This window comes from Streptomyces sp. GL_148 (genome assembly GCF_057834205.1).
This window is the reverse complement of record NZ_CM174396.1, coordinates 2,702,447-2,721,941: the sequence shown is the minus strand read 5'-3', so window position 1 is coordinate 2,721,941 and position 19,495 is coordinate 2,702,447. Positions and strand designations below refer to the sequence as shown.

General features: G+C 72.9%; 19 protein-coding genes and 1 pseudogene. 9 read left to right on the top strand and 11 right to left on the bottom strand.

Annotation, left to right across the window (positions count from 1 at the left end):
- Positions 1-7 precede the first annotated feature (7 nt).
- Positions 8-304: a hypothetical protein gene (locus AC3IYI_RS12590; protein WP_489410253.1), complete on the bottom strand. Its 297-nt coding sequence runs from the start codon at positions 302-304 to the stop codon at positions 8-10.
- 140 nt (positions 305-444) lie between these two features.
- Positions 445-843 (bottom strand): cupin domain-containing protein, encoded by a 399-nt coding sequence (locus AC3IYI_RS12585; RefSeq protein ID WP_489410252.1) that lies wholly within the window; start codon positions 841-843, stop codon positions 445-447.
- Positions 844-892: 49 nt separating this feature from the next.
- Here AC3IYI_RS12585 and AC3IYI_RS12580 point away from each other — a divergent pair, with 49 nt between their 5' ends.
- Both AC3IYI_RS12580 and AC3IYI_RS12575 read left to right on the top strand, forming a co-directional pair.
- Positions 893-1,729, top strand: a complete 837-nt coding sequence (locus AC3IYI_RS12580; protein ID WP_489410251.1) for a helix-turn-helix transcriptional regulator — start codon at positions 893-895, stop codon at positions 1,727-1,729.
- Positions 1,730-1,869: 140 nt separating this feature from the next.
- The gene (locus AC3IYI_RS12575; protein ID WP_489410250.1) at positions 1,870-2,952 is read left to right on the top strand and encodes an esterase-like activity of phytase family protein; all 1,083 of its coding nucleotides are present in this window, start codon (positions 1,870-1,872) and stop codon (positions 2,950-2,952) included.
- Positions 2,953-3,029: 77 nt separating this feature from the next.
- Here AC3IYI_RS12575 and AC3IYI_RS12570 read toward each other — a convergent pair whose 3' ends face one another.
- The 3 genes from AC3IYI_RS12570 to AC3IYI_RS12560 form a co-directional block, all read right to left on the bottom strand.
- Complete coding sequence (locus AC3IYI_RS12570) at positions 3,030-4,382, bottom strand: carboxyl transferase domain-containing protein (RefSeq protein ID WP_489410249.1); 1,353 nt, start codon at positions 4,380-4,382, stop codon at positions 3,030-3,032.
- Between the two features lie 293 nt (positions 4,383-4,675).
- Complete coding sequence (locus AC3IYI_RS12565; RefSeq protein WP_489410248.1) at positions 4,676-6,271, bottom strand: GAF domain-containing protein; 1,596 nt, start codon at positions 6,269-6,271, stop codon at positions 4,676-4,678.
- Positions 6,268-7,305: a rod shape-determining protein gene (locus tag AC3IYI_RS12560; RefSeq protein ID WP_385375603.1), complete on the bottom strand. Its 1,038-nt coding sequence runs from the start codon at positions 7,303-7,305 to the stop codon at positions 6,268-6,270. Before AC3IYI_RS12560 ends, AC3IYI_RS12565 begins: the two co-directional genes overlap by 4 nt.
- Before the next feature lie 242 nt (positions 7,306-7,547).
- On the opposite strand from AC3IYI_RS12560, the gene AC3IYI_RS12555 reads away from it, so the two are divergent.
- A complete protein-coding gene (locus tag AC3IYI_RS12555) occupies positions 7,548-8,252 on the top strand; it encodes an esterase/lipase family protein (RefSeq protein ID WP_489410247.1) in 705 nt (234 codons plus the stop codon).
- On the opposite strand, the gene AC3IYI_RS12550 is transcribed toward AC3IYI_RS12555, so the two are convergent.
- On the bottom strand, positions 8,249-8,854 hold the full coding sequence (locus AC3IYI_RS12550) for an RNA-binding protein (RefSeq protein ID WP_489410246.1): 606 nt from the start codon (positions 8,852-8,854) through the stop codon (positions 8,249-8,251). The genes AC3IYI_RS12555 and AC3IYI_RS12550 overlap by 4 nt on opposite strands.
- A 79-nt stretch (positions 8,855-8,933) precedes the next feature.
- Between AC3IYI_RS12550 and AC3IYI_RS12545 the strand changes: the two genes are divergently transcribed.
- Complete coding sequence (locus AC3IYI_RS12545) at positions 8,934-9,692, top strand: SCO2400 family protein (RefSeq protein WP_489410245.1); 759 nt, start codon at positions 8,934-8,936, stop codon at positions 9,690-9,692.
- A 34-nt stretch (positions 9,693-9,726) separates the two neighbouring features.
- Here the strand turns inward: AC3IYI_RS12545 and AC3IYI_RS12540 are convergent, their stop codons facing one another.
- Positions 9,727-10,149, bottom strand: coding sequence for a MarR family winged helix-turn-helix transcriptional regulator (locus AC3IYI_RS12540; protein ID WP_489410244.1), 423 nt, complete (start codon positions 10,147-10,149; stop codon positions 9,727-9,729).
- 104 nt (positions 10,150-10,253) lie between these two features.
- On the opposite strand from AC3IYI_RS12540, the gene AC3IYI_RS12535 reads away from it, so the two are divergent.
- From AC3IYI_RS12535 to AC3IYI_RS12525, 3 genes are all read left to right on the top strand, one after another.
- Positions 10,254-11,276 carry an NADP-dependent oxidoreductase gene (locus AC3IYI_RS12535; RefSeq protein ID WP_489410243.1) on the top strand — a complete coding sequence of 341 codons (1,023 nt, stop codon included), beginning with the start codon at positions 10,254-10,256 and terminating at the stop codon, positions 11,274-11,276.
- A 66-nt stretch (positions 11,277-11,342) separates the two neighbouring features.
- The gene (locus tag AC3IYI_RS12530) at positions 11,343-11,765 is read left to right on the top strand and encodes an organic hydroperoxide resistance protein (protein ID WP_489410242.1); all 423 of its coding nucleotides are present in this window, start codon (positions 11,343-11,345) and stop codon (positions 11,763-11,765) included.
- Between the two features lie 126 nt (positions 11,766-11,891).
- A complete protein-coding gene (locus tag AC3IYI_RS12525; protein WP_489410241.1) occupies positions 11,892-12,755 on the top strand; it encodes an EI24 domain-containing protein in 864 nt (287 codons plus the stop codon).
- Here the strand turns inward: AC3IYI_RS12525 and AC3IYI_RS12520 are convergent.
- Positions 12,745-13,215: pseudogene (locus AC3IYI_RS12520) on the bottom strand (imine reductase family protein); the annotation flags it as partial. The gene AC3IYI_RS12525 and the pseudogene AC3IYI_RS12520 sit on opposite strands and share 11 nt — an antisense overlap.
- 466 nt (positions 13,216-13,681) lie before the next feature.
- Between AC3IYI_RS12520 and AC3IYI_RS12515 the strand changes: the two are divergent.
- On the top strand, positions 13,682-14,047 hold the full coding sequence (locus tag AC3IYI_RS12515) for a winged helix-turn-helix transcriptional regulator (protein ID WP_489410240.1): 366 nt from the start codon (positions 13,682-13,684) through the stop codon (positions 14,045-14,047).
- A gap of 114 nt (positions 14,048-14,161) precedes the next feature.
- Here the strand turns inward: AC3IYI_RS12515 and AC3IYI_RS12510 are convergent, their stop codons facing one another.
- Both AC3IYI_RS12510 and AC3IYI_RS12505 read right to left on the bottom strand, forming a co-directional pair.
- Complete coding sequence (locus AC3IYI_RS12510; protein WP_489410239.1) at positions 14,162-14,983, bottom strand: carbon-nitrogen hydrolase family protein; 822 nt, start codon at positions 14,981-14,983, stop codon at positions 14,162-14,164.
- Positions 14,984-15,018: 35 nt separating this feature from the next.
- The gene (locus AC3IYI_RS12505; RefSeq protein ID WP_489410238.1) at positions 15,019-15,594 is read right to left on the bottom strand and encodes a TetR/AcrR family transcriptional regulator; all 576 of its coding nucleotides are present in this window, start codon (positions 15,592-15,594) and stop codon (positions 15,019-15,021) included.
- A gap of 186 nt (positions 15,595-15,780) precedes the next feature.
- On the opposite strand from AC3IYI_RS12505, the gene AC3IYI_RS12500 reads away from it, so the two are divergent.
- On the top strand, positions 15,781-18,240 hold the full coding sequence (locus AC3IYI_RS12500) for a beta-glucosidase family protein (protein ID WP_489410237.1): 2,460 nt from the start codon (positions 15,781-15,783) through the stop codon (positions 18,238-18,240).
- A gap of 102 nt (positions 18,241-18,342) precedes the next feature.
- Here the strand turns inward: AC3IYI_RS12500 and AC3IYI_RS12495 are convergent, their stop codons facing one another.
- Positions 18,343-19,254: an SGNH/GDSL hydrolase family protein gene (locus AC3IYI_RS12495; protein WP_489410236.1), complete on the bottom strand. Its 912-nt coding sequence runs from the start codon at positions 19,252-19,254 to the stop codon at positions 18,343-18,345.
- Positions 19,255-19,495: the final 241 nt, after the last annotated feature.

Here is a 19,495-nt window from a genome sequence, read left to right as displayed (position 1 = left end):
ACGCGGGCTAGAACCAGCCCAGAGCCCGGCCGACGACGAAGGGAACCGGGACCAGCACGGTCATGCCGAGCCACCTGTGCATGCGCCAGCCCTCTTGCCTTGGCATGAGGACGTCCACCAGCAGGATCAGCCCCAGGACGAACATGCCGCCGAGCACGGCACCGGCCGCCATGACGGGCGTGGGTTCGGCCGCATCCGGGTCGCAGCCCCTGTCGCTGCATCGCAGCAACGGGTACTGCGTCACGAGCCACCAGACGCACCAGCCCGGAATGACGGCGACCACCCCGATCAGGAGATTCGCCACCGCCGGCGCCCACAAGCGACTGCCGGGCCACCCCCTGCAGCCCGCACCTTCCTCGAAGCCGCGCACGGCCCACCCCTCCCTAGTGTCCCGCTGCGGGAGACGCACAGGGGGGACCTCGGGGTTCCGTCGCCGGGCAACCGCTACGCGTCCACCGGCTCGCGGGTGCGGTCGCTGAGCTCTCCGCCGGTGTTGGTGGTGCCGGCGGGCTCGAACAGCAGGATCGCCGTCTCCCCGTCGGCCCGCGGGCAGTGTTCCACCCCGCGCGGGACCACGTAGATCTCCCCGGGGTTCAGTACGACGTCCCCGGCGCGCAGCCGGATCGTCAGGGTGCCGCTGACGACGAGGAAGAGCTCGTCGGTGTCCTCGTGGGTGTGCCAGATGAACTCGCCCTGGAGCTTGGCGATCTTGACCTCGTAGTCGTTGACCCGGGCGATCCGGTGCGGAGCCCACTGCTCGGTGAAACCGGCCAGCTTCTCCGCGATGTTGACCATGGCCGGCGCCGGGTGAGCGTTCTCGTGCGTGCTCTCGGGTGTCGTCATGCGGACAGGCTGCCGGGGTGCGAGGCGACCGGTCTTGTACGTTCCTGACATGTCAGCCGCGATACGTCCGCACAGCACGGTCTCGGCCTGGCAGCCGCCGGTGCCGGGGATCGCCGAGGTGTTCCACGCCCGGTTCACCGATCACGCCTACCCCGCCCACGTCCACGACACGTGGGCGCTGATGATCCTCGACGGCGGCCGCGTCGACTTCGGGCTCGACCGCGAACGGCACGGCGTGGGCGGTTCGCAGACGGTGGCCCTGCTGCCGCCCGGGGTGGTCCACGACGGGCGGACCGTCACCGAGGCGGGCTTCCGCAAGCGCGTGCTGTACCTCGACGCGTCCGTGCTCCCGGAGTCGCTGACCGGGGCCGCCGTCGACGCGCCGCTGCTGCTCGACGCCGCCCTGCGCGACCGGATCCACGGACTGCACCGCGCGCTGGGCCCGCGGGAGTTGCCCGCCGGCGCGGTCGAGCGGCTGGAGGCGCAGTCGCGGCTCGCCTTCGTCCAGGAGCGGCTGCGCACATGGCTGGAGGGGCGTCAGGTGGTCCCGTACGGGGTTCCGGGCCCGGATACGGCCGTACGACTGCGCGAGCTCCTCGATGCGCGGGTCCTCGGCGGGATCACCTTGGAGGAGGCTTCCGCGCTTCTGGGACACGCCCATCCCACCCACCTGATCCGCAGCTTCCGGAAGGCGTTCGGGCTCCCTCCGCACGCCTACCTCACCGGCCTGCGTGTCGCGAAGGCGCGGCGGCTGCTGCTGTCGGGGATGCGGCCGGCCGACGTCGCAGTGGAGGCGGGCTTCTACGACCAGGCGCACCTGGCACGGCACTTCGGGCGGCACGTGGGGATCAGCCCGGGGAAGTTCGCCCGATCCGGACGGGTGTGAAGGGAAGTTGGCGGGTTCGTTGCCATTGCGTTGCCGGGTCTTCCGTTTTCTTTCGGTTAGCCATATGACAGTTAGGAAGTTGACTCCAGCCCCCCGCCCCCCGCCTCGCAGCTCCCCTTTGATCCAGGAGGAAGGCCTTCATGCGCCTTCGTACGCTCGTCACCACCGCCGTGGCCACCGCCGCGCTCTCCGGAGCCCTCGTTCCGCAGGCCCTCGCGGGCCCCGCGGTCCGGTCCTGCTCGCCGTACCTCTCGGTCGCCGGCTACTCGGACTCCCTCGACAAGACCCTCATCGACGGGAAGCTGGTCGGCGGGCTCTCCGGGCTCTCGGTGGACCGGGACGGCAGCATCGCCGCCATCTCCGACAAGTCGGCCCTGTACAAGCTGAACGTGGGCCGCGGCGACACCCCGACGGCCACGGCGGTCGCGCGGCTGCCGCTGACCGACGGAGCGGGCAAGGCCCTCGACTCCGAGGGGATCGTCGTCGACCGTGACGGCACCTACCTGGTGACGGACGAGACCTCCCCGGCGATCCGGCGCTACTCCCGCACCGGTGAGGTGCTGGGCTCGCTGCCGGTCCCGGACGGGTTCAAGCTCGCGCCCGCGGGCCGGGCCACCGTCAACCAGACCTTCGAGTCGCTGACCCTGCTGCCCGGCGGACACACCCTCGTCGCCGGAGTCGAAGGCGTGCTGGCCGGCGACGGCAAGGACGCGCAGGGGCGGACGCTCCAGCGGATCCAGACCTGGGAACGCCGCGGCCGGGACGGGGAGTTCGTCCTGGGGCGGCAGTACGCGTACCCGGTGGACGCCGGGCACGGGCTGGTGGAGCTCGCGCCGACGCGCGACGGCCGCCTGATCGTGCTGGAGCGCGGCTTCACGCAGCAGTTCAAGATCACGGTGCGGCTGTACGTCGCCGACCCCCTGGGCGCCACGGACACCTCGAAGGTGGCGGCCCTGGTGGACGGTCCCGGTCTGCGGACCGCGCGCAAGACGCCGATCGGGGACCTCGACGGCTGCCCGACGCTGGGCGCGCCCTCCAAGCTGCCGCAGAACCACCCGCTGGTCGACAACGTCGAGGGCATGGTGGTCACCGACGACGACGGGCGCGACGGGTTCGGACGGGTCCGGCTGCTGCTGGTCAGCGACGACAACGAGTTCCCGCAGGAGATCACCCGGCTGTACCGGATGGACGTGAAGTTGCCGGCGCGGAGCTGGGGACGCTAGGGCCTGTCGTCAAACTCCCGTCTGCCGCGCTTCGGGCGACGACGGGAGTTTGACGACAGGCCCTAGGCCATCTCGGCCTAGTCCATTGCCTTCGCGGGGGAGACGATGCCGCGGGCGACCCCCAGGGCGACCAGGTCCTGGGGGCGGACGCGCAGTTGGTCCGCCGTCGCCGGGGCCGACTCCGGGGGGCGCTTGAGGATGGCCGCCGCCAGTTCGGGGGCGATCACCGAGAAGTAGCTGTCCGGGGTGACCCAGGTGTTGCCCGGCGCCGCGAGGGCGAGGGCGCCCCCCGAGCCGCCCTCCCCGATGAGGAGGGTGGTGAGGGGGACCCCGGCCGAGGCGAGCGCCGCGAAGGCGTCCGCGATGGCTGCTCCCGCGCCCGCGTGCTCGGCGGCGGCGTCGTTGGCGGCGCCGGGGGTGTCCACGAGGGTGAGCACCGGGATCCCGAGCCGGTCCGCGAGCCGGATCACCCGGGCCGCCGTGCGGTACCCGGCCGGGCGGGTGGCGGTGCCGCACTGGGCGGCGTAGGCCACGGCCCGGCCCTCGTGGAGCCCGAACCCGCACAGCATCCCGGGGTCGGCGGCGCCCGCCCGGTCGCCCGAGAGGGGGAGGCGGAGCTCGAAGTACGCGTCCAGGTACCGCCCCGCGCGCGGTCGGCCGGGGTGACGGGCCTGCCGGACGGCGTCCCATCCCGTGGGCGGCAGCTCTACGTCGGCCAGCGCGGCGGGGGGTTCCACGGGCTCGGCGGACCGGGGCGCGGCCAGCACCCGGAGCCAGGCCGCCAAGGTCGCGGGGAGCTCCGCGGCGGGGACGACGGCGTCCACGTGCCCGGCGGCGTACTGCCCTTCGGCGGTGTACGCGGCCGGATCCGCGTCCGGCGGCCGTACCCGGGACCCGGCGAACCCGACCTGCGCACCGGGCAGCGCGAGGATCACGTCGGCCCCCGCCCCGAGGGTGGCCCAGCCGCCGCCGGTGGTGGGGTCGCGCAGGACGGCGACCTGCGGGAGGCCGGCGGCGCGGGTGAGGGCGGACTGGCGGGCCACGCGCTGCAGTTGGGTCAGCGCGAGCATGCCCTCCTGCATGCGGGAGCCGCCCGTGGCGATGAAGGAGACCAGGGGGAGGCGGTGGGTGCGGGCGTGGGTGTAGGCCGCCTCCAGGCGGTCGCCGGTGCGGTGGCCCAGGGACCCGCCGAGGAAGCCGAACTCGAAGGCGATCACGGTGGCTTCGTGGCCGCCGATGAGGGCGGTGCCGGTGACGACGGACTCGTCCTCGCCGGTCCGCAGGGCGGCGCGGGCGCGGGAGTCGTCGTAGCCGGCCCAGCCGAGGGGGCCGTCGGGGGCGGAGTCCCCGGGCGGGGTGGGGAGTTCGGTGAAGCTGCCGGGGTCGGTGGCGGAGGCGATGGCGGCGCGGGCCGAGGGGCGGGTCGTCACGGCGACACCCTATGGGGCGAAGCCTGGCGCGGCCTCGTGCGGGGCTCGTGCGGGTGGGTGGGCCCCGCGGGGCGAAGTCCCCTACCCGCCCTTCCACCATCCCCCAGACTCCGTCCGGGGGGACCCCCAGCCGGGCGCTGCCCGGACCCCCTGGGGGTCCGGGGGGCCGGCCCCCGGGAACGGCGCCGCACCCGGCAAGGGGGTCCGGGGCGGAGCCCCGGGGAACGGGCGAAGGGCGGGTAGGGGACCTCGCCCCGCAGGGTCGCCCCAGCCGCACCCACCCACCCACCGGGTCAGAGCGGGGCTTCCCAGGTCAGGGTGGTGCCCCGGGTGCCCGATTCCGTGCGGCCGTCGTCGGAGACGGTGAGGCGGACCCGGGCGGGGACCGCGTCGACTTCGACGTCGATGGAGGTGACCTCCGCACGGCGGTGTGCCGCGGCCAGCGCACCGCGCAGCGCGGCGAGGAGCTCGTCCGCGACCGGTTCCGGCAGCAGCGCGTCCACCGTGCCGGCGAAGTGCACCGACGGCTGGAAGCCCAGCAGGACCGCGGCCCCGCCGGTCTCCCGCAGGACCCGGCCGCGGAAAGTGGTCGGGGCGTCGGTCGGGGGCTGCTGGAGGGCGAAGATGGCCGTGCGGACCTCCTGGATGGTGGAGTCGAGCTCGTCCACGGCGCGGCCCAGCTCCTCGCCGACGGTGTCCCCGGCGGGTGCCTTGGCGGAGCGCCGCCGGGTGCTCTCCAGCATCATCTCCGTCGCGAACAGCCGCTGGACCACCAGGTCGTGGAGGTCGCGGGCGATGCGGTCCCGGTCCTCGTAGACGGCGAGCTGCTCGCGGTCGTGCTGCGCGTCCGCCAGGACCAGGGCCAGCGCGGCCTGGGAGGCGAACTGCGAGGCCAGCAGCCGGTCGACCGCGTCGTAGGCGGGGCCGCCGCGGCCGCGCGGCAGGGCGAGCGTCCCGATGAGCTGGCCGCCGCTCTGGAGGGGCAGCATCATGCTGGGGCCGAAGCGCTCCCGTACGTGCGTGGTCATCCGGGGGTCCGTCGCCGAGTCCTCGATGAAGACCGGCTCACCGCCCAGCAGTTGTTCCAGGACCGCCGAGCCCGGAGCGATGGCCGTGCCCACCAGGTCCCCGGGGTCCCCGTGCGTGGAGGCGGCCACGATCTCCATGCCGCCCTCGGGGGTCGGCTGGAGGACGACCCCGGCCGCGGCGTCGGCCAGCAGCCGGGCCCGTTCGGCCACGCACATCAGCGCGTCCGCCGCCGGCCGGCCCGCCAGCAGGGTGGTGGTCACGGCGGCGGCGCCCTCGATCCAGCGCTCCCGGCGGCGCGCGGTCTCGTACAGCCGGGCGTTGCCGATCGCTATCCCCGCCTGCGAGGCCAGGACGCGCAGCAGCGCGAGGTCCTCGTCGGTGAACGGGCCGCCGCCCCGCTTGTCGGTGAGGTAGAGGTTGCCGAAGACCTCGGTGTGGACCCGGATCGGGACGCCGAGGAACCCCTTCATCGGGGGGTGTCCCGGCGGGAAGCCCACCGCGCGGGGGTCCTCGTTCAGGTCCTCCAGCATGAGCGGGCGCGGATCGGTGATCAGGGCGCCGAGCAGGCCGGAACGGCCGTCCGGCAGCCGGCCGATCGCGGTCTTCTCCTCCTCGGTCATACCGGAGGTGAACAGCCCGGTCATCCGGACGCGCTCGGGGTCGACGACCCCGAGCGCTCCGTACCGTGCCGCGCACAGCTCGGTCGCCGAATCCACGATGTGCTGGAGGGTGGTCCGCAGTTCGAGTTCGGAGCCGACGCTGAGGACCGCCTCCAGGAGGACGGGCAGGCTGGCGGCCTGGCGGGCGGCGACGCCCTTCCCGTCCCCGGGAGCCGGCAGGGGCGACTCGGAGTGCGTCATTCGGCCAGGGGGTTCAGAACCATGGGGGAGATCTTCCCTTCGATCATCATGCCGAGGCCCAGCACCGCGCAGACGTCAGGCCGTTCGGCGATGGCCACGGGCATCCCGGTGGCGTCGCGGAGCATCTGGTCCAGGCCCGGCAGCAGGGCGCTGCCACCGACCATCATGATCCCTCGGTCCGTCAGGTCCGCCACCAGGTCCGGCGGGCAGTCGCGCAGCACCTTGCCGATGCCGTCGAGCACGGCGGTCAGCGGGGTGTAGATGGCGTCGCGGACGGCCGCGGTGTCCACGTTCACGGAGCGGGCCAGCCCGGTGGATACGTCGCGGCCGTGGATGAGGGTGGAGGCAGGGCCCTCGGCGGTGATGCCGTTGCCGTGCAGGGCCAGCTGGAGCGGGCGGACGGCCTGGCTGGGCAGCATCAGCTCGTGCGCGTGGCGCAGGTGCTGGACGACGGCGTGATCGATGGCCTCGCCGCCGACCGGGATCCGTACGGCGGTGACGATCGAGCCGAGGGAGAGGACGGCGACCTGGGTGGCGGCGGCCCCGCACACCATGATCATCGTCGCGGTCGGCTGTTCCACGGGCAGTCCGCAGCCGACGGCCGCCGCGATCAGGGTGTCGACGAGTTCGACGCGCCGGGCTCCGAGGCCGACCATCGTCTCGACCGCCGCGCGCTGGGCGAGCGGGTCGGCGTCGTGCGGGGTGCAGGCGGCGGCCCGGAGCCGGGGCTTGCGGCGCAGGGCGCGCCGCAGCTTCTCGCCGAGGAGGTGGCGCAGCATGCGCTGGGCCATCTCGATGTCCACGACGGTGCCGCCGGAGACGGGCCGGACGACCCGGATGTAGTCGGGCGTGCGGCCGGTCATCCGCTCGGCGAAGGTGCCGACGGCGATGAGTGCACCGGTCCGCGTGTTCACGGCGGCGACACTGGGCTCGTCCACGACCAGGCCGACGCCCTTGACGTAGACGCGGGTCCTGGCCGCTCCGAGGTCGACGGCCACGTGGCAGCGGCGCAACTGCTCAAGACTGACGGTCACGGCAGATCCTCCCGAGAGCGCTGACGCAAGAAGACCGGCGAGTGCCGGTCACACTTCGTATCTTCTCGGGTGAATTACCCGTATTGCCCGATTTGATGCTCCGGGTGGGGGGTGTCGTGAGATACGGAAGGGTCACGAGGGGTGCGGGTGGGTGCTGCACGGGGGTGGAATTCTGCGACGCCAGGCGCGACCATGCCCGCACCCATCGTGCTACTCGTGCGTAACAAGGTAAAGGGGACTCGATGCTGACGGTCCGCCAGAGGCTGCTCGCCCTCCTGACGCTCTGCCTGGCCCTGCTCGCCGCGCCCGCGCTCCCGGCCCAGGCCTCCGGCGCGCCCTCCGGACTGGCCGGAGCGCGCAATCCGGTGGTCTTCGTGCACGGCTACAACGCCGACCCCGGCGTCTGGGGCTCCCTGCGCGAGGACCTGCGCGCCGACGGATACACCGACTCCGAGCTCTTCTCCTTCGGCTACGACACCCACCAGTCGGTCAACGAGGTCCTCTCCGGACGGCTCGCCGCCTATGTCGACGAGGTCCGCCGGCAGACCGGCGCCGCCCGGGTGGACCTGGTCGCCCACTCCTTCGGCTCGCTGGTCACCCGCTGGTACGTGAAGTTCGGCGGCGGCAGCCCGTACGTCGACCGCTGGGTCTCCCTCGCCGGCCCCAACCGCGGCACCTCCACCGCCTGGGCCTGCGCCCTGTGGGACCAGGCCTGCCGGGACATGACCCCCGGCTCCTACGTCGTGAAGAACCTGACCTCCGGTGACGAGACCCCCGGCACGGTCCGGTACGCCACCTTCTGGTCCGGTTGCGACGAGGTCATCAACCCCGACGACAGCGTCCCGCTCACCGGAGCGACGAACACCCCGGTCGGCTGCCTGAAGCACAACGACCTACTCGGGGACGACCCCACCTCGGCGGGCGTACGGGCCTTCCTGCGCTCCTAGACCGTCCCTGCGGGCGCTCCTTCTACGGACACCGTCTGGAGCAGGCCGTACGTGAACTCCGCGACGCAGGCCCGCCCCGACGCGGTGAACGCCAGCCGCCACCGCGTCGGCGCGGTCCCCTCCATCGGGCGGACGGGAGCGAAGGCCCGCGCCACCTCGTCGACCGTCGCCGACCAGGGCAGCAGGTCCCCCAGCGACTCCAGTACGGGACCGGGCGCGCCCGGGGCCCGGACCAGCCATTCGTTCCAGACGGCCCCGTCCGGCGCGGCGAGCACCTCGAAACGCAGATCGGGCCAGAGCGGCACCGGCCACAGCAGGGCCTCGCACGTCAGATCGCCGATCGTGCGGGAGGAGACGGCCTCGGGCGGGCCGAGCACGGAGCGGTAGCGGGTCAGGGCGCCCCGGGACCGCGGAGAGCGCACCATGGCCTGCCAGCGCTTGTTGGCCTCCCGCTGCTCGGCGAGGGAGGCGCCGAGCAGTCGGCGGGCCTCCTCCGCGAGTCCCGGCTGGAAGTCCGCCATCCGGCGCAGCAGCACCAGTTGGAAGCCGGCGGGGCCGAAGGGGCCCGGGGTGAGGGGTGGTGTCCCCGGTGTCCTCGTCATGGACCCGAACCCTTCCACACAAGATCCTCACGATCCCGGTATACGGCCGTTGTGGGCGAACGCGTAGCCTGCGGGCGCCATGGACTATTGCATCGCCTGCCGCAGGTACCTCAACGGCGCGCTGGCGTGCGCCGGATGCGGGACCCCGGCAGAACACCTGACATACGCCGCACCCGCCGCGCCCGCCCCCGGCTCCGCCGCCGGGTTCGGAAGCGACCCGGCCGCGCTCGCCGACGTGTACGCCGACTCCCTCGTCGTGCTGTCCGGGGAAGGGGGGCAAGGCCGGGGTCGGGCTCGGGGCCGCGCCGCCGACCGCCGCCGCGCCGGGCACCGCAGACGCCGCCGGACCGCGCTCACCGTGGGGCTCGGGCTGGTGCTCGCCGCCGGAGTCACCCTGGGCCTGGCCCGGCTGGCGACCGACGGACAGCGCACCGACCGGGCGGCGACGGTGGTGCTGACCGACGACGCGGGTCCCGCGGAGCCGGCTCCGCTGCCGGGCCTCACGGGGGATCCGGCCGCACCCTCGGGCACGGCTTCGGCGAACGGTCCGGCCGCCGGCTCCGGGAAGGGCACGGCCGGGGGGAGCGCCGAGGGCTCCACGGCCGGTTCGTCGGGCTCCGCCTCCGGGGCCGGGCCGTCGCGGAGGGCTTCCAGGACTCCGACGCCCACTGGTCCGACCTCATCGGGTGCGGGCGGCTCCACGACTCCCAGCGAGAGCGCGAGCTCGAAGGGGCCCAAGGGGAAGGCCAGCAAGAAGCCGTCCGCGTCCCCGTCCGAATCCCCCTCCCCGTCTCCGTCTCCGACGCCCACCCGCGACTGCTGGTGGATCTTCTGCTGACGGCCTACGGACGACCCGCGGGCCGTCCGTAGGTTCAGCCCAGCATCCGCCTGAGCAGGTCCCGCAGGACCGCGCGCTCGGCCGCGGTGAGCCCGGCCAGCGGCTCCCGGGCGAAGTCCAGCGACTCGCGCAGCCGGTCGGCGGTCTGCAGGCCGTCCTCGGTGGGCGCGGCCAGCTTCACCCGGCGGTCGGCCGGGTCGGGGCGGCGCTCGACGAGCCCGCGGCTCTCCAGGCGGTCCACGATGCCGGTGATGTTCGACGGCTCGCACCGCAGCTTCTGCGCGATCTTGCGCATCGGCATCGGCTCCAGGGAGAGCAGGTTCAGTACGCGGGCCTGGGCGCCGGTGAGCTGGTGGCTGGAGGCCGCGTGCTCGTACTCCTGGTGGTAGCGGGTCACGACGTCGCCGATGAGCTCGACGACTTCGAGGGTCAGGGGATCTGCGCGACGGCTGGACATGGATCCAGCGTACCCACTTACTTGACAACATGAAATATCCAGGCGCATGGTTGTTTCACGTCCTGAAGCATTTTGCACTTCTCCCCCTCCCCAGGAGTGACGCCATGTCCGAGATCCCCGCCGTCAGCCGTGAGTGGCACCTCGTCCGCCGCCCGCAGGGCTGGCCCGTCGCCGAGGACTTCGCCCTGCGCGAGGTACCGGTCAACGCCGAGCCCACCGCCGGCCGGATTCTGGTGCGCAACCTCCACATGTCCGTGGACCCGTACATGCGCGGCCGGATGAACGACGTGAAGTCGTACATCCCGCCCTTCCAGCTCGACCAGCCCATGGACGGCGGCGCGGTCGGCGAGGTCGTGGCCTCGGCCGACGAGCGCTTCGCGGTCGGCGACCACGTGCTGCACGGTCTGGGCTGGCGCGAGTACGCGGACGTCGACGCCCGGCACGCCACCCCGGTGGACGCCTCGCTCGCCCCCCTCTCCGCCTACCTCGGCGTCCTCGGCATGCCGGGCCTGACCGCCTACGCCGGGCTCCTCGAGGTCGCCTCCTTCAAGGAAGGCGACTCCGTCTTCGTGTCCGGCGCCGCCGGCGCGGTCGGCAGCCTCGTCGGCCAGTTCGCGAAGATCAAGGGCGCCTCCCGGGTGATCGGCTCCGCCGGCTCCGACGAGAAGGTGACGCTCCTCACAGAGAAGTACGGCTTCGACGCCGCCTTCAACTACAAGAGCGGCCCCGTCGCCGAGCAGCTGAAGGAAGCCGCCCCCGAGGGCATCGACGTCTACTTCGACAACGTCGGCGGGGACCACCTGGAGGCCGCCATCTCCTCCCTGAAGGTCCACGGCCGGGCCACCCTGTGCGGGGCCATCGCCCAGTACAACGCCACCGAGCCCGTGCCCGGTCCGCGCAACCTCGCCCTCGTCATCGGCAAGCGCCTGCGCCTGCAGGGCGTGCTGGTCGGAGACCACGCGGGACTGCAGCCGCAGTTCGTCCAGGACGTGGCCGGCTGGCTGCGTTCCGGGCAGCTCGTCGCCGACGAGACGGTCGTCCGGGGAGTGGAGAACGCCTCCGACGCCTTCCTCGGACTGCTGCGCGGTGACAACACCGGAAAGATGATCGTTTCTTTCACCGGTTAGGCTCACTGCACACCGCCGTGACGCGTGGGCGCGAGTCCCGGCGATTTACCAGGAGGATTTCCTTACATGTCCATCCAGCAGTCCGACGTCGCGTACACCGCCATTGCCACCGCCGAGAACGGCCGTGACGGTCGCGTCGCCACCAACGACGGCCGCCTCGAGGTCGTCGTGAACCCGCCGAAGGAGCTCGGTGGCAGCGGCGAGGGCACCAACCCCGAGCAGCTGTTCGCCGCCGGCTACAGCGCCTGCTTCCAGGGTGCGCTCGGCGTCGTCGCCCGCAACGAGAACGCCGACATCACCGGCTCCACCGTCACCGCCGAGGTCGGCATCGGCAAGAACGACGACGGCTTCGGCATCATCGTGAAGATCTCGGCCTCCATCCCGAACGTGGACGCCGCCACCGCCAAGGACCTCATCGAGAAGGCCCACCAGGTCTGCCCGTACTCCAAGGCGACCCGCGGCAACATCACGGTCGAGCTCGCGGTCTGATCTCCGACCCGCTCGACTGGTTCGGCCGGTTCATCCGGTACGTCGAAGGCCGCACCCAGGCACCGGGGTGCGGCCTTCGCCATGCCCGGCGTCCGCCTGCCCGGGCGCCCGCCCTAAACTGGAACCATGCGTGATCTTGCGGGGGGATTCGGCTATCTGCTGGCCGGACAGCGATGGGTACTGCGCCACGGACGGTGGCTGGGCTTCGGGCTGCTGCCCGGGCTCGTCTCCCTGGTGCTGTACGCGGGCGCGCTCATCGGCCTCGGCTACGGCGCCGACGACATGACCGCCTGGGCGACCCCCTTCGCCGACGACTGGTCCTCCCCGTGGCTCGGGCTCTTGCGCGGCTTCCTGACCGCCCTGGTCTTCTGCCTCGGACTCTTCCTCGCGGTGATCACCTTCACCGCCGTGACCCTGCTCGTGGGCCAGCCCTTCTACGAGTCCCTCTCGGAGCAGGTCGACCGCACCGAGGGCGGCGAGGTCCCGGAGTCGGGCCTCACGCTCCCTCAGGAGCTGTGGATCTCCGCCCGCGACAGCCTGCGGATCCTCGGCCGGGTGCTGCTGTTCGGCATCCTGCTCTTCGGGCTCGGCTTCGTCCCGGTGATCGGGCAGACCGTGGTCCCGGTCCTCGGCTTCTGCGTCTCCGGCTTCTTCCTCGCCCAGGAGCTCACCTCCGTCGCCCTGATGCGCCGCCGGGTCCAGCTCACCGAGCAACTCGCGCTGCTGCGCGGGCGGCGGATGCTGGCCCTCGGCTTCGGGGTGCCGCTCGTCGTGTCCTTCCTGGTGCCGCTCGTCGCCGTGTTCCTGATGCCGGGCGCGGTGGCCGGGGCGACGCTCATGGCCCGTGACCTGGTGGGCGAGGACGCGGAGCAGGGACCGGAGCAGGCTGAGGGTCAGGGCCGGGGCCAGGATCAGAGCCACGGCCACAGCCAGGCTCAGAGCCAGGCTCAGGCTCAGGGCCAGGCTCCGGGCAAGCAGCTCAGCGCCTGAGCAGAGTGATCGCCCCGGCGGTGTCTTCCCCGGCGTGGGCCGCCGGGTCGGCCGCCAGCCGTTCCCGCATCAGGTCCAGGTACGGACTGATCAGCTCGGGGCTGACCCCCTGCTCCGCGGCGGTCCGCAGATAGGTGGCGCTCGCCGTGACCTGCATGGCCAGGTTCGATTCGACGCCCGTGGTGAAGTCCCCCGAGACCAGCCGCTCGGCGGCGGCGCCCGCGAAGAAGCCCATCGCCCCCAGCCACTCCGTCAGCAGCGGAGCCAGGTCCTTGGGGGAGATGTCCTCGCCCTCGATCAGCGCGTAGGCGTGCGAGATCCCGGCGAAGAGCCCGGTCATCGCGCTCAGCAGGGCCACGTCGTGCAGGGCCGCGTGGCCGGGGTCGGAGCCGACGAAGCGGGCGCCGGCCGGGACCTCCAGGGCCGCCCGGTGGGTGTCGAAGAGTCCGGGCGGGCCACTGCAGGGCGACACGGTGAGAGGTTCTGTCGTGTTGTCGGTCATGCCGATTAGCGTCACGGATGAGCTTAGGTTTTCCTGGGCGGGCTCGAGTTTTCAGGCCTGCTGGAAAGGCGGCGTGTGGTGCTGGGCAGGGTGTGGACGCCTGCGGTGTGCCGCGTGCCCGTGCCGCTGGATGCGGCCGGGTGCTCATCGTGTGCGGTGCCTGCCGCCTGTGCCGCCGCTGGGTGCGGCGATTCGGTGGCTACAGCTACCGCCCCGCCGGACGCTTTCCGCCCGGTGTGGACCCGGGCGGGGCGGGGACCCCGCGTCGCTTCCTGGGCACGGGGCGGATTCTCATGGGCCCACCTCAATGCGGCAGGCCGTTCTGCTCCGTACAACGAGGGCCCGGCCACCAGGACACGGCCGAAGTTGCGATCAGCAGATCAGCGGATCGCCCGTGATGTCCAAGCCAGTCGGGGAGGACGCGATGGCAATGACACAGCGGCCGGGCGCGGATCACTGCGGGATCGCCGCGGCGATGTCCGTGATCGACGGCAAGTGGAAGGTGTCGGTCCTGTGGGAGTTGGAGCAGTGCCCGCGCCGGTTCGGCGAACTGCGCCGACTGGTCCCGGGGGTCTCGGAGAAGGTGCTCGCGGCCCAGCTGCGCGAGCTGGAGACGGACGGCATCGTCCACCGCGAGGTCTACGAGGAGGTCCCGCCGCGCGTGGAGTATTCCCTGACCCCGCTCGGCCACGAGCTGAACGAGGCCCTGGAGGCCCTCGGTGCGTGGGGCACGAAGCGCCTGCTCCCGGGCTTCTCCCAGACCCTGGTGAGCGGATCCGTCTCTCCGTGAGACGGAGTCGGGCCGAAGGGCCCGGCCCTCACTCCGGGCGGCCTTCGAGGCCGGCCCTGCCGTAGAACTCCGCATCGGGCAGCTCGGAGCCCATCGCGCCCGAGGCGAAGCAGGTCAGGCCGGGACCTGCGCCGTCGGCACGCCCGGCTCGTCCGCCCGGCGCGTGCTCGCGCCCTCGGTCCGGCCCTCGGTCCGGCTCTCCGCCGATGCCTCCGCCGGTACCTCCATCGGCACCTCCGCCACGGCGACCGACGGCGTGTGCGCGTCCGCCTCGGCCAGCAGGGTCCCGTCCGGCGCCCAGACGGCCGCGCCCCCGCAGCCCGTCCACGGCCCGGCGGGTCCGACGTGGTTGGCGAGGGCCACGTACATCCCGAACTCCCGGGCGATCCCCGGGTGGACCGCCGCACGCTCGGCGACGCCGTCGCCCGTGCCGTAGAGCGAGCTCGCCAGGTGGACCCGGCAGCCGGCCGCGGCGCCCGCTGCGGGCACGTCCGCGAAGTGGTTGTCGAAGCAGATGCCCAGGGAGAAGCGGATCCCGCCGAGCTCGAAGCGGCCCGGGACCGTCCCCGCGGCGAAGACCTCCTGCTCGTGGCGGAACAGGTGCTGCTTGGCGTACGTGGTCACGTGCGCGCCGTCCGCGTCGTGGACCAGGGTCGCGATGACGGGCCGGGGGCCGTCCGTGCGCAGCGCGACGTTGACGGCGGTGGCGATCCCCGTGGAGCGGACTGGGTCCAGTCGGGGATCCTCGGCGTCGGCCAGCCACAGGCCGGGGTCGGCTACGAGCGCGGGCAGCTCGTAGCCGGTCAGGGTGAACTCGGGGAACACCACCAGCCCGGCGCCCTCCTCCCGCGCCCGCACGGCGAGCGCGGCCGCCCGTACGGCGTTGGCGGACACGTCGGCGGGGGCGCAGCTCAACTGCGCGGCAGCGATCTTCACCCGGCCCAGCATGCCAGCCCCGCCGCTCGGTGGCGTCAGGCCGGGGATCCCTGGAGGAGAGTCAGGAAGGAGCGGAACGCGGCCGCCATGTCGAGGGATTCGGGGTCGAGCAGCCACTGGTACTGCAGGCCGTCCAGTACGGCGACCAGCAGGGGCGCCACCTGTTCGGGGGTGAGGCCCGAGGGGAGCCGGTCGCCGAACTCGCCGCGCAGTACGGCGGCCATCTCGGAGCGCACCTCCGTGTACCGCTCGGTGAAGAACTCCCGCGCGGGGTGGCCGTCGGTGACGCTCTCGCCGAGCAGCGCCGAGAAGGTCTGCACGATGCCCGGACGCATGGAGTTGTAGTCCACCAGCGAGGCCAGGAGGTCCAGCCGCCACTCGCCGGCCGCGGGGCGGCTCCCGCCGCCGGTGTCCCAGCGGTCGCGCTCCTGCAGGACGGCGACGAGCAGCGCCTCCTTGGTGGGGAAGTAGTGCAGGAGCCCCTGCTGGGTCAGGCCCACGCGCTCGGCGACCACACCCAGCGAAGCGCCGCGGTAGCCGCGTTCCGCGATGACCTCGACGGCCGCGCGGACGATCTCCGCGCGCCGTTCCTCACTTCTGGCCCTGGCCATCGCCCCGCCACCCCTTCCGCTCCACACCTGCCAGCAGGACCGTACGGCATCCGAAGATTACGAACAGATTACGAACCCTACCGCTCTACAGGTAGCGGGTCCACCATGGGGTCACCGCACAGCGCCGCACCGCACAGCACGGCGCCGCACCGCACCGCACCGCGCACCCGCACTCAACGAGGAGGCATGGCCGTGACCGATGCCGATCAGGTCCGCAACGACGCCGTAGAGACGGCCCTGGGCAAGCTGGACCTCGACACCAAGGCCCGGCTGCTGGCCGGCCAGGACATGTGGTCCCTGCCCGCCGTCCCCGAGATCGGGCTGAAGTCGCTGGTCATGTCCGACGGCCCCATCGGGGTGCGCGGCGTGCGCTGGACCGCCGACGACCCGTCGATCGCGCTGCCCTCCCCGACCGCGCTCGCCGCCGCGTGGGACCCCGAGCTCGCCCGCCGGGCCGGCCGCCTCCTCGCCCAGGAGGCCCGCCGCAAGGGCGTCCACGTGCTCCTCGCGCCCACCGTCAACCTGCACCGCTCCCCGCTCGGCGGCCGGCACTTCGAGTGCTACTCCGAGGACCCCTACCTCACCGGCGCGGTCGGCAGCGGCTACGTGAACGGCGTCCAGGACGGCGGCGTCGGCACCACCGTCAAGCACTTCGTCGGCAACGACGCCGAGACCGAGCGCTTCACCGTCGACAGCGTCATCGCCCCGCGCCCGCTGCGCGAGCTGTACCTGGCACCCTTCGAGGCCATCGTCGCCAACGCCCACCCGTGGGGCATCATGACCGCCTACAACCGGGTCAACGGCACGACCATGACCGAGCACCGCTACCTCGTGAACGAGGTCCTGCGCGGCGAATGGGGCTTCGACGGCTACAACGTCTCCGACTGGATGGCCGCCCGCTCCACCACCGGCGACATCCTCGGCGGCATGGACGTGGCCATGCCCGGCCCCGTCACCGTCTACGGAGCTCCGCTCGCCGAAGCCGTCCGCGCCGGCGAGGTCCCCGAGTCCGCCGTCGACGACGCCGTCCGCAACGTCCTGCGCCTCGCGGCCCGCGTCGGCATCCTGGAGGGCGCCCCCGCCGCGGTCGGCGAGGTCCCGGCCCCCATCGACGGCCAGGCGCTCGCCCGAGAGCTGGCCGCCCGCGGCTTCGTCCTCGTACGCAACGAGGCCGCCGCCGACGGCAAGCCCGTGCTCCCGCTCGACACCGCACCCGGCCACACCGTCGCCCTCAGCGGCGCCGCCGCCCGCGACGCCCGCGTCCTCGGCGGCGGCAGCGCCACCGTCTTCCCGGAGCGGATCGTCTCCCCGCTGGACGGACTGACCGCGGCCCTCCCCGACGGCGCCCTCACCTTCACCGTCGGCGCCGACCCCAGCGACGAACTGACCCCGGCCGACAAGGGCTTCCAGCTCCGCGCGGTCTGCCGGGACGCCTCCGGCGCGGTCCTCGGCACCGGTTCGCTGCCCACCGGCCAGGTCCAGTGGATCGGCGACGACCTGCCCGAAGGCGTCACGTACGGGACCATGGCGAGCATCGAGGTCACCGGTACGTTCGTGCCGCGCGAGAGCGGCGAGCACGCCTTCGGCACCCGCGGACTCGGCGCCTTCACCCTCGCCGTCGGCGGTGAGACCCGCTTCGACGGGGTCCAGCCGATGGGCGACGAGGCCGACCCCTTCGAGGCGTTCTTCGGCGCTCCCCAGGTACGGACCCGCCTCACCCTCACCGAGGGCGAAGCCGTCGAGGTGTCGCTGACCTACCAGGTCCCCGACATGACGACCCTGCCGCTCAAGGCGATCATGTTCTCCTTCCTCCACCTCGGTCCTCAGCGCTCCCCCGACGAGCTCATCGCCGAGGCCGTGGAGGCCGCGCGCACGGCGGACACCGCCGTCGTGGTCGTCGCCACCACCGAGCGCGTGGAGTCCGAGGGCTTCGACCGCAAGGACCTCACCCTCCCGGGCCGCCAGAACGACCTGGTGCGCGCCGTCGCCGCCGTCAACGCGAACACCGTGGTCGTCGTCAACGCGGGCTCCCCGGTGGAACTCCCGTGGCGCGACGAGGTCGCCGCCGTGCTGCTGACCTGGTTCCCCGGGCAGGAGGGCGGGGCCGCGCTGGCCGACGTACTGCTCGGCGAGGCCGAGCCGGGCGGGCGGCTGCCCACCACCTGGCCCGTCGAGTTCGCCGACGCGCCCGTCACCGACGTCACCCCCACCGAGGGGCGTCTGGAGTACACCGAGGGGCTCTTCATCGGCTACCGGGCCTACGAGAAGCACGGGATCGCCCCCGCCTTCCCCTTCGGGCACGGCCTCGGCTACACGGACTGGGCCTACGAGTCCCTGGAGGTCACCCCCACGCAGGCCAAGGTCCGCGTCACCAACACCGGCACCCGGCCGGGCCGCGAGACCGTACAGGTCTACCTGGCGCCCGTCGCGGACACCGTCGAGCGCCCGGCGAGCTGGCTGGCGGGCTTCGCGAGCGTGACCGCCGGCCCCGGCGAGAGCGTCGAGGTGGAGATCCCCCTGCCGGAGCGCGCCTTCGAGATCTGGGACCAGCCCTCCCGCTCCTGGCAGCGGATCGGCGGCGGGTACGAGGTCCGCGCGAGCCGCTCGCACGGCGACACGCGGCTGACGGCGGCCCTCGACCTGTAATGGCCGGAAATCACCCGTACTGATCGAAAGTCGTGGTGATTGAAAAAAGCTGGACCGGGGGCGGGCCCTGACACCCGCCCCCGGTCCGTTCCACTCACCGCGTCAACGCGGAGGCTCGGCGGAGGTCACCTGTCGGTGCGCCAGTTCCGCGAGCCGCGCCTGCCCGTCCTTGCCCGGATGGAACCAGTCCCAGCGGCTCAACTGCTCCGCCGAGAAGGGGTACTGAAACACCGCGCCGCCGTCGTAGCGGCACAGCTCGTCCTTCGCGCAGACCTCGCGCAGCACCTCGTTGTACTCGACCACGCGCGCCCGCACCTGCTCCCGCCGGGCCGTCGCACCGGTGGCCGCCGAGGTCGGATCGGCGAGCATCGACTGACAGATGCCCAGCTTCCAGATCCGGCGCACCATCGGGTCGTCCTTGCCCTGCTCCCACAGCCGCTGGAGGTCCGGGATGCTGGAGACGTACACCTGCGAGGCCGGTGAGGCCGCCCGCAGGCCGGCCAGCGCCTTCTCGAAGCCGGAGCGGAAGGCGGTCACCGGAGTCATCGACGAAGCCGAGGGCCGGCAGGCGTCGTTCGAGCCCACCATCACCGTGACCAGGCCCGGCTTGTGTCCGGCCGCCGAGGCGAGCTGCCCCGGCAGGTCCGCCATCCGGGAGCCGGTCACCGCGTAGTTCCAGCTGCGCGCGGGCACCTCGGCCTCGCCGAGCAGCCGGGCGGCCAGGGAACGCACCGCGGGGTCGCCGCCGGTGGCCCAGGAGGCCTCCGGGCAGTCGGCCAGCACCGAACAGGCGTCGAAACCGCGCGTGATGGAGTCGCCCACGGCGGCGACCGAGGCCGGCGCGGTGTTCCACCGGGGGGCCGCCTGCGCCCCGCGCTCGCCCCCGGTCGTCGCCCCGTCCGCCGAACACCCGGTCAGCGCACCCGCCGTCAGGAGCAGCAGGGCGGCCGCCGCGGCCGCGCCCGCGCCCGCGGAGGTCCGACGCGCGCGGCGGCGTGGGGCGGTGGAGCGCATGCGGACGGTCCCTCCTCGTCGCCCCCGCGTCATTCGGTGGCGTCCTGCTGAGTGAATGCTCTGTGTTTACGGGCCTCGGAGCGACCGTACGTCACACCATGACCCCCGGCGCACGGTAGCTTTTTCCCGTGGCGTTTCGGCCGCAAGTCCCGCAACGCAATGTCAAATAATTTCCGTTACATTACATCACGTCACATACTGTCCGTTTTCTGGAGTTTATTCCCGACCTCGTCCCACACTG

Bases quoted from the DNA above. Each gene is read 5' to 3' on its own strand.
- AC3IYI_RS12585 (WP_489410252.1), bottom strand. From the start codon at position 843: ATGACGACACCCGAGAGCACGCACGAGAACGCTCACCCGGCGCCGGCC.
- AC3IYI_RS12580 (WP_489410251.1), top strand. From the start codon at position 893: ATGTCAGCCGCGATACGTCCGCACAGCACGGTCTCGGCCTGGCAGCCG.
- AC3IYI_RS12575 (WP_489410250.1), top strand. From the start codon at position 1,870: ATGCGCCTTCGTACGCTCGTCACCACCGCCGTGGCCACCGCCGCGCTC.
- AC3IYI_RS12565 (WP_489410248.1), bottom strand. From the start codon at position 6,271: ATGACGCACTCCGAGTCGCCCCTGCCGGCTCCCGGGGACGGGAAGGGC.
- AC3IYI_RS12555 (WP_489410247.1), top strand. From the start codon at position 7,548: ATGCTGACGGTCCGCCAGAGGCTGCTCGCCCTCCTGACGCTCTGCCTG.
- AC3IYI_RS12550 (WP_489410246.1), bottom strand. From the start codon at position 8,854: ATGACGAGGACACCGGGGACACCACCCCTCACCCCGGGCCCCTTCGGC.
- AC3IYI_RS12545 (WP_489410245.1), top strand. From the start codon at position 8,934: ATGGACTATTGCATCGCCTGCCGCAGGTACCTCAACGGCGCGCTGGCG.
- AC3IYI_RS12540 (WP_489410244.1), bottom strand. From the start codon at position 10,149: ATGTCCAGCCGTCGCGCAGATCCCCTGACCCTCGAAGTCGTCGAGCTC.
- AC3IYI_RS12535 (WP_489410243.1), top strand. From the start codon at position 10,254: ATGTCCGAGATCCCCGCCGTCAGCCGTGAGTGGCACCTCGTCCGCCGC.
- AC3IYI_RS12530 (WP_489410242.1), top strand. From the start codon at position 11,343: ATGTCCATCCAGCAGTCCGACGTCGCGTACACCGCCATTGCCACCGCC.
- AC3IYI_RS12525 (WP_489410241.1), top strand. From the start codon at position 11,892: ATGCGTGATCTTGCGGGGGGATTCGGCTATCTGCTGGCCGGACAGCGA.
- AC3IYI_RS12515 (WP_489410240.1), top strand. From the start codon at position 13,682: ATGGCAATGACACAGCGGCCGGGCGCGGATCACTGCGGGATCGCCGCG.
- AC3IYI_RS12505 (WP_489410238.1), bottom strand. From the start codon at position 15,594: ATGGCCAGGGCCAGAAGTGAGGAACGGCGCGCGGAGATCGTCCGCGCG.
- AC3IYI_RS12500 (WP_489410237.1), top strand. From the start codon at position 15,781: ATGGCCGTGACCGATGCCGATCAGGTCCGCAACGACGCCGTAGAGACG.
- AC3IYI_RS12495 (WP_489410236.1), bottom strand. From the start codon at position 19,254: ATGCGCTCCACCGCCCCACGCCGCCGCGCGCGTCGGACCTCCGCGGGC.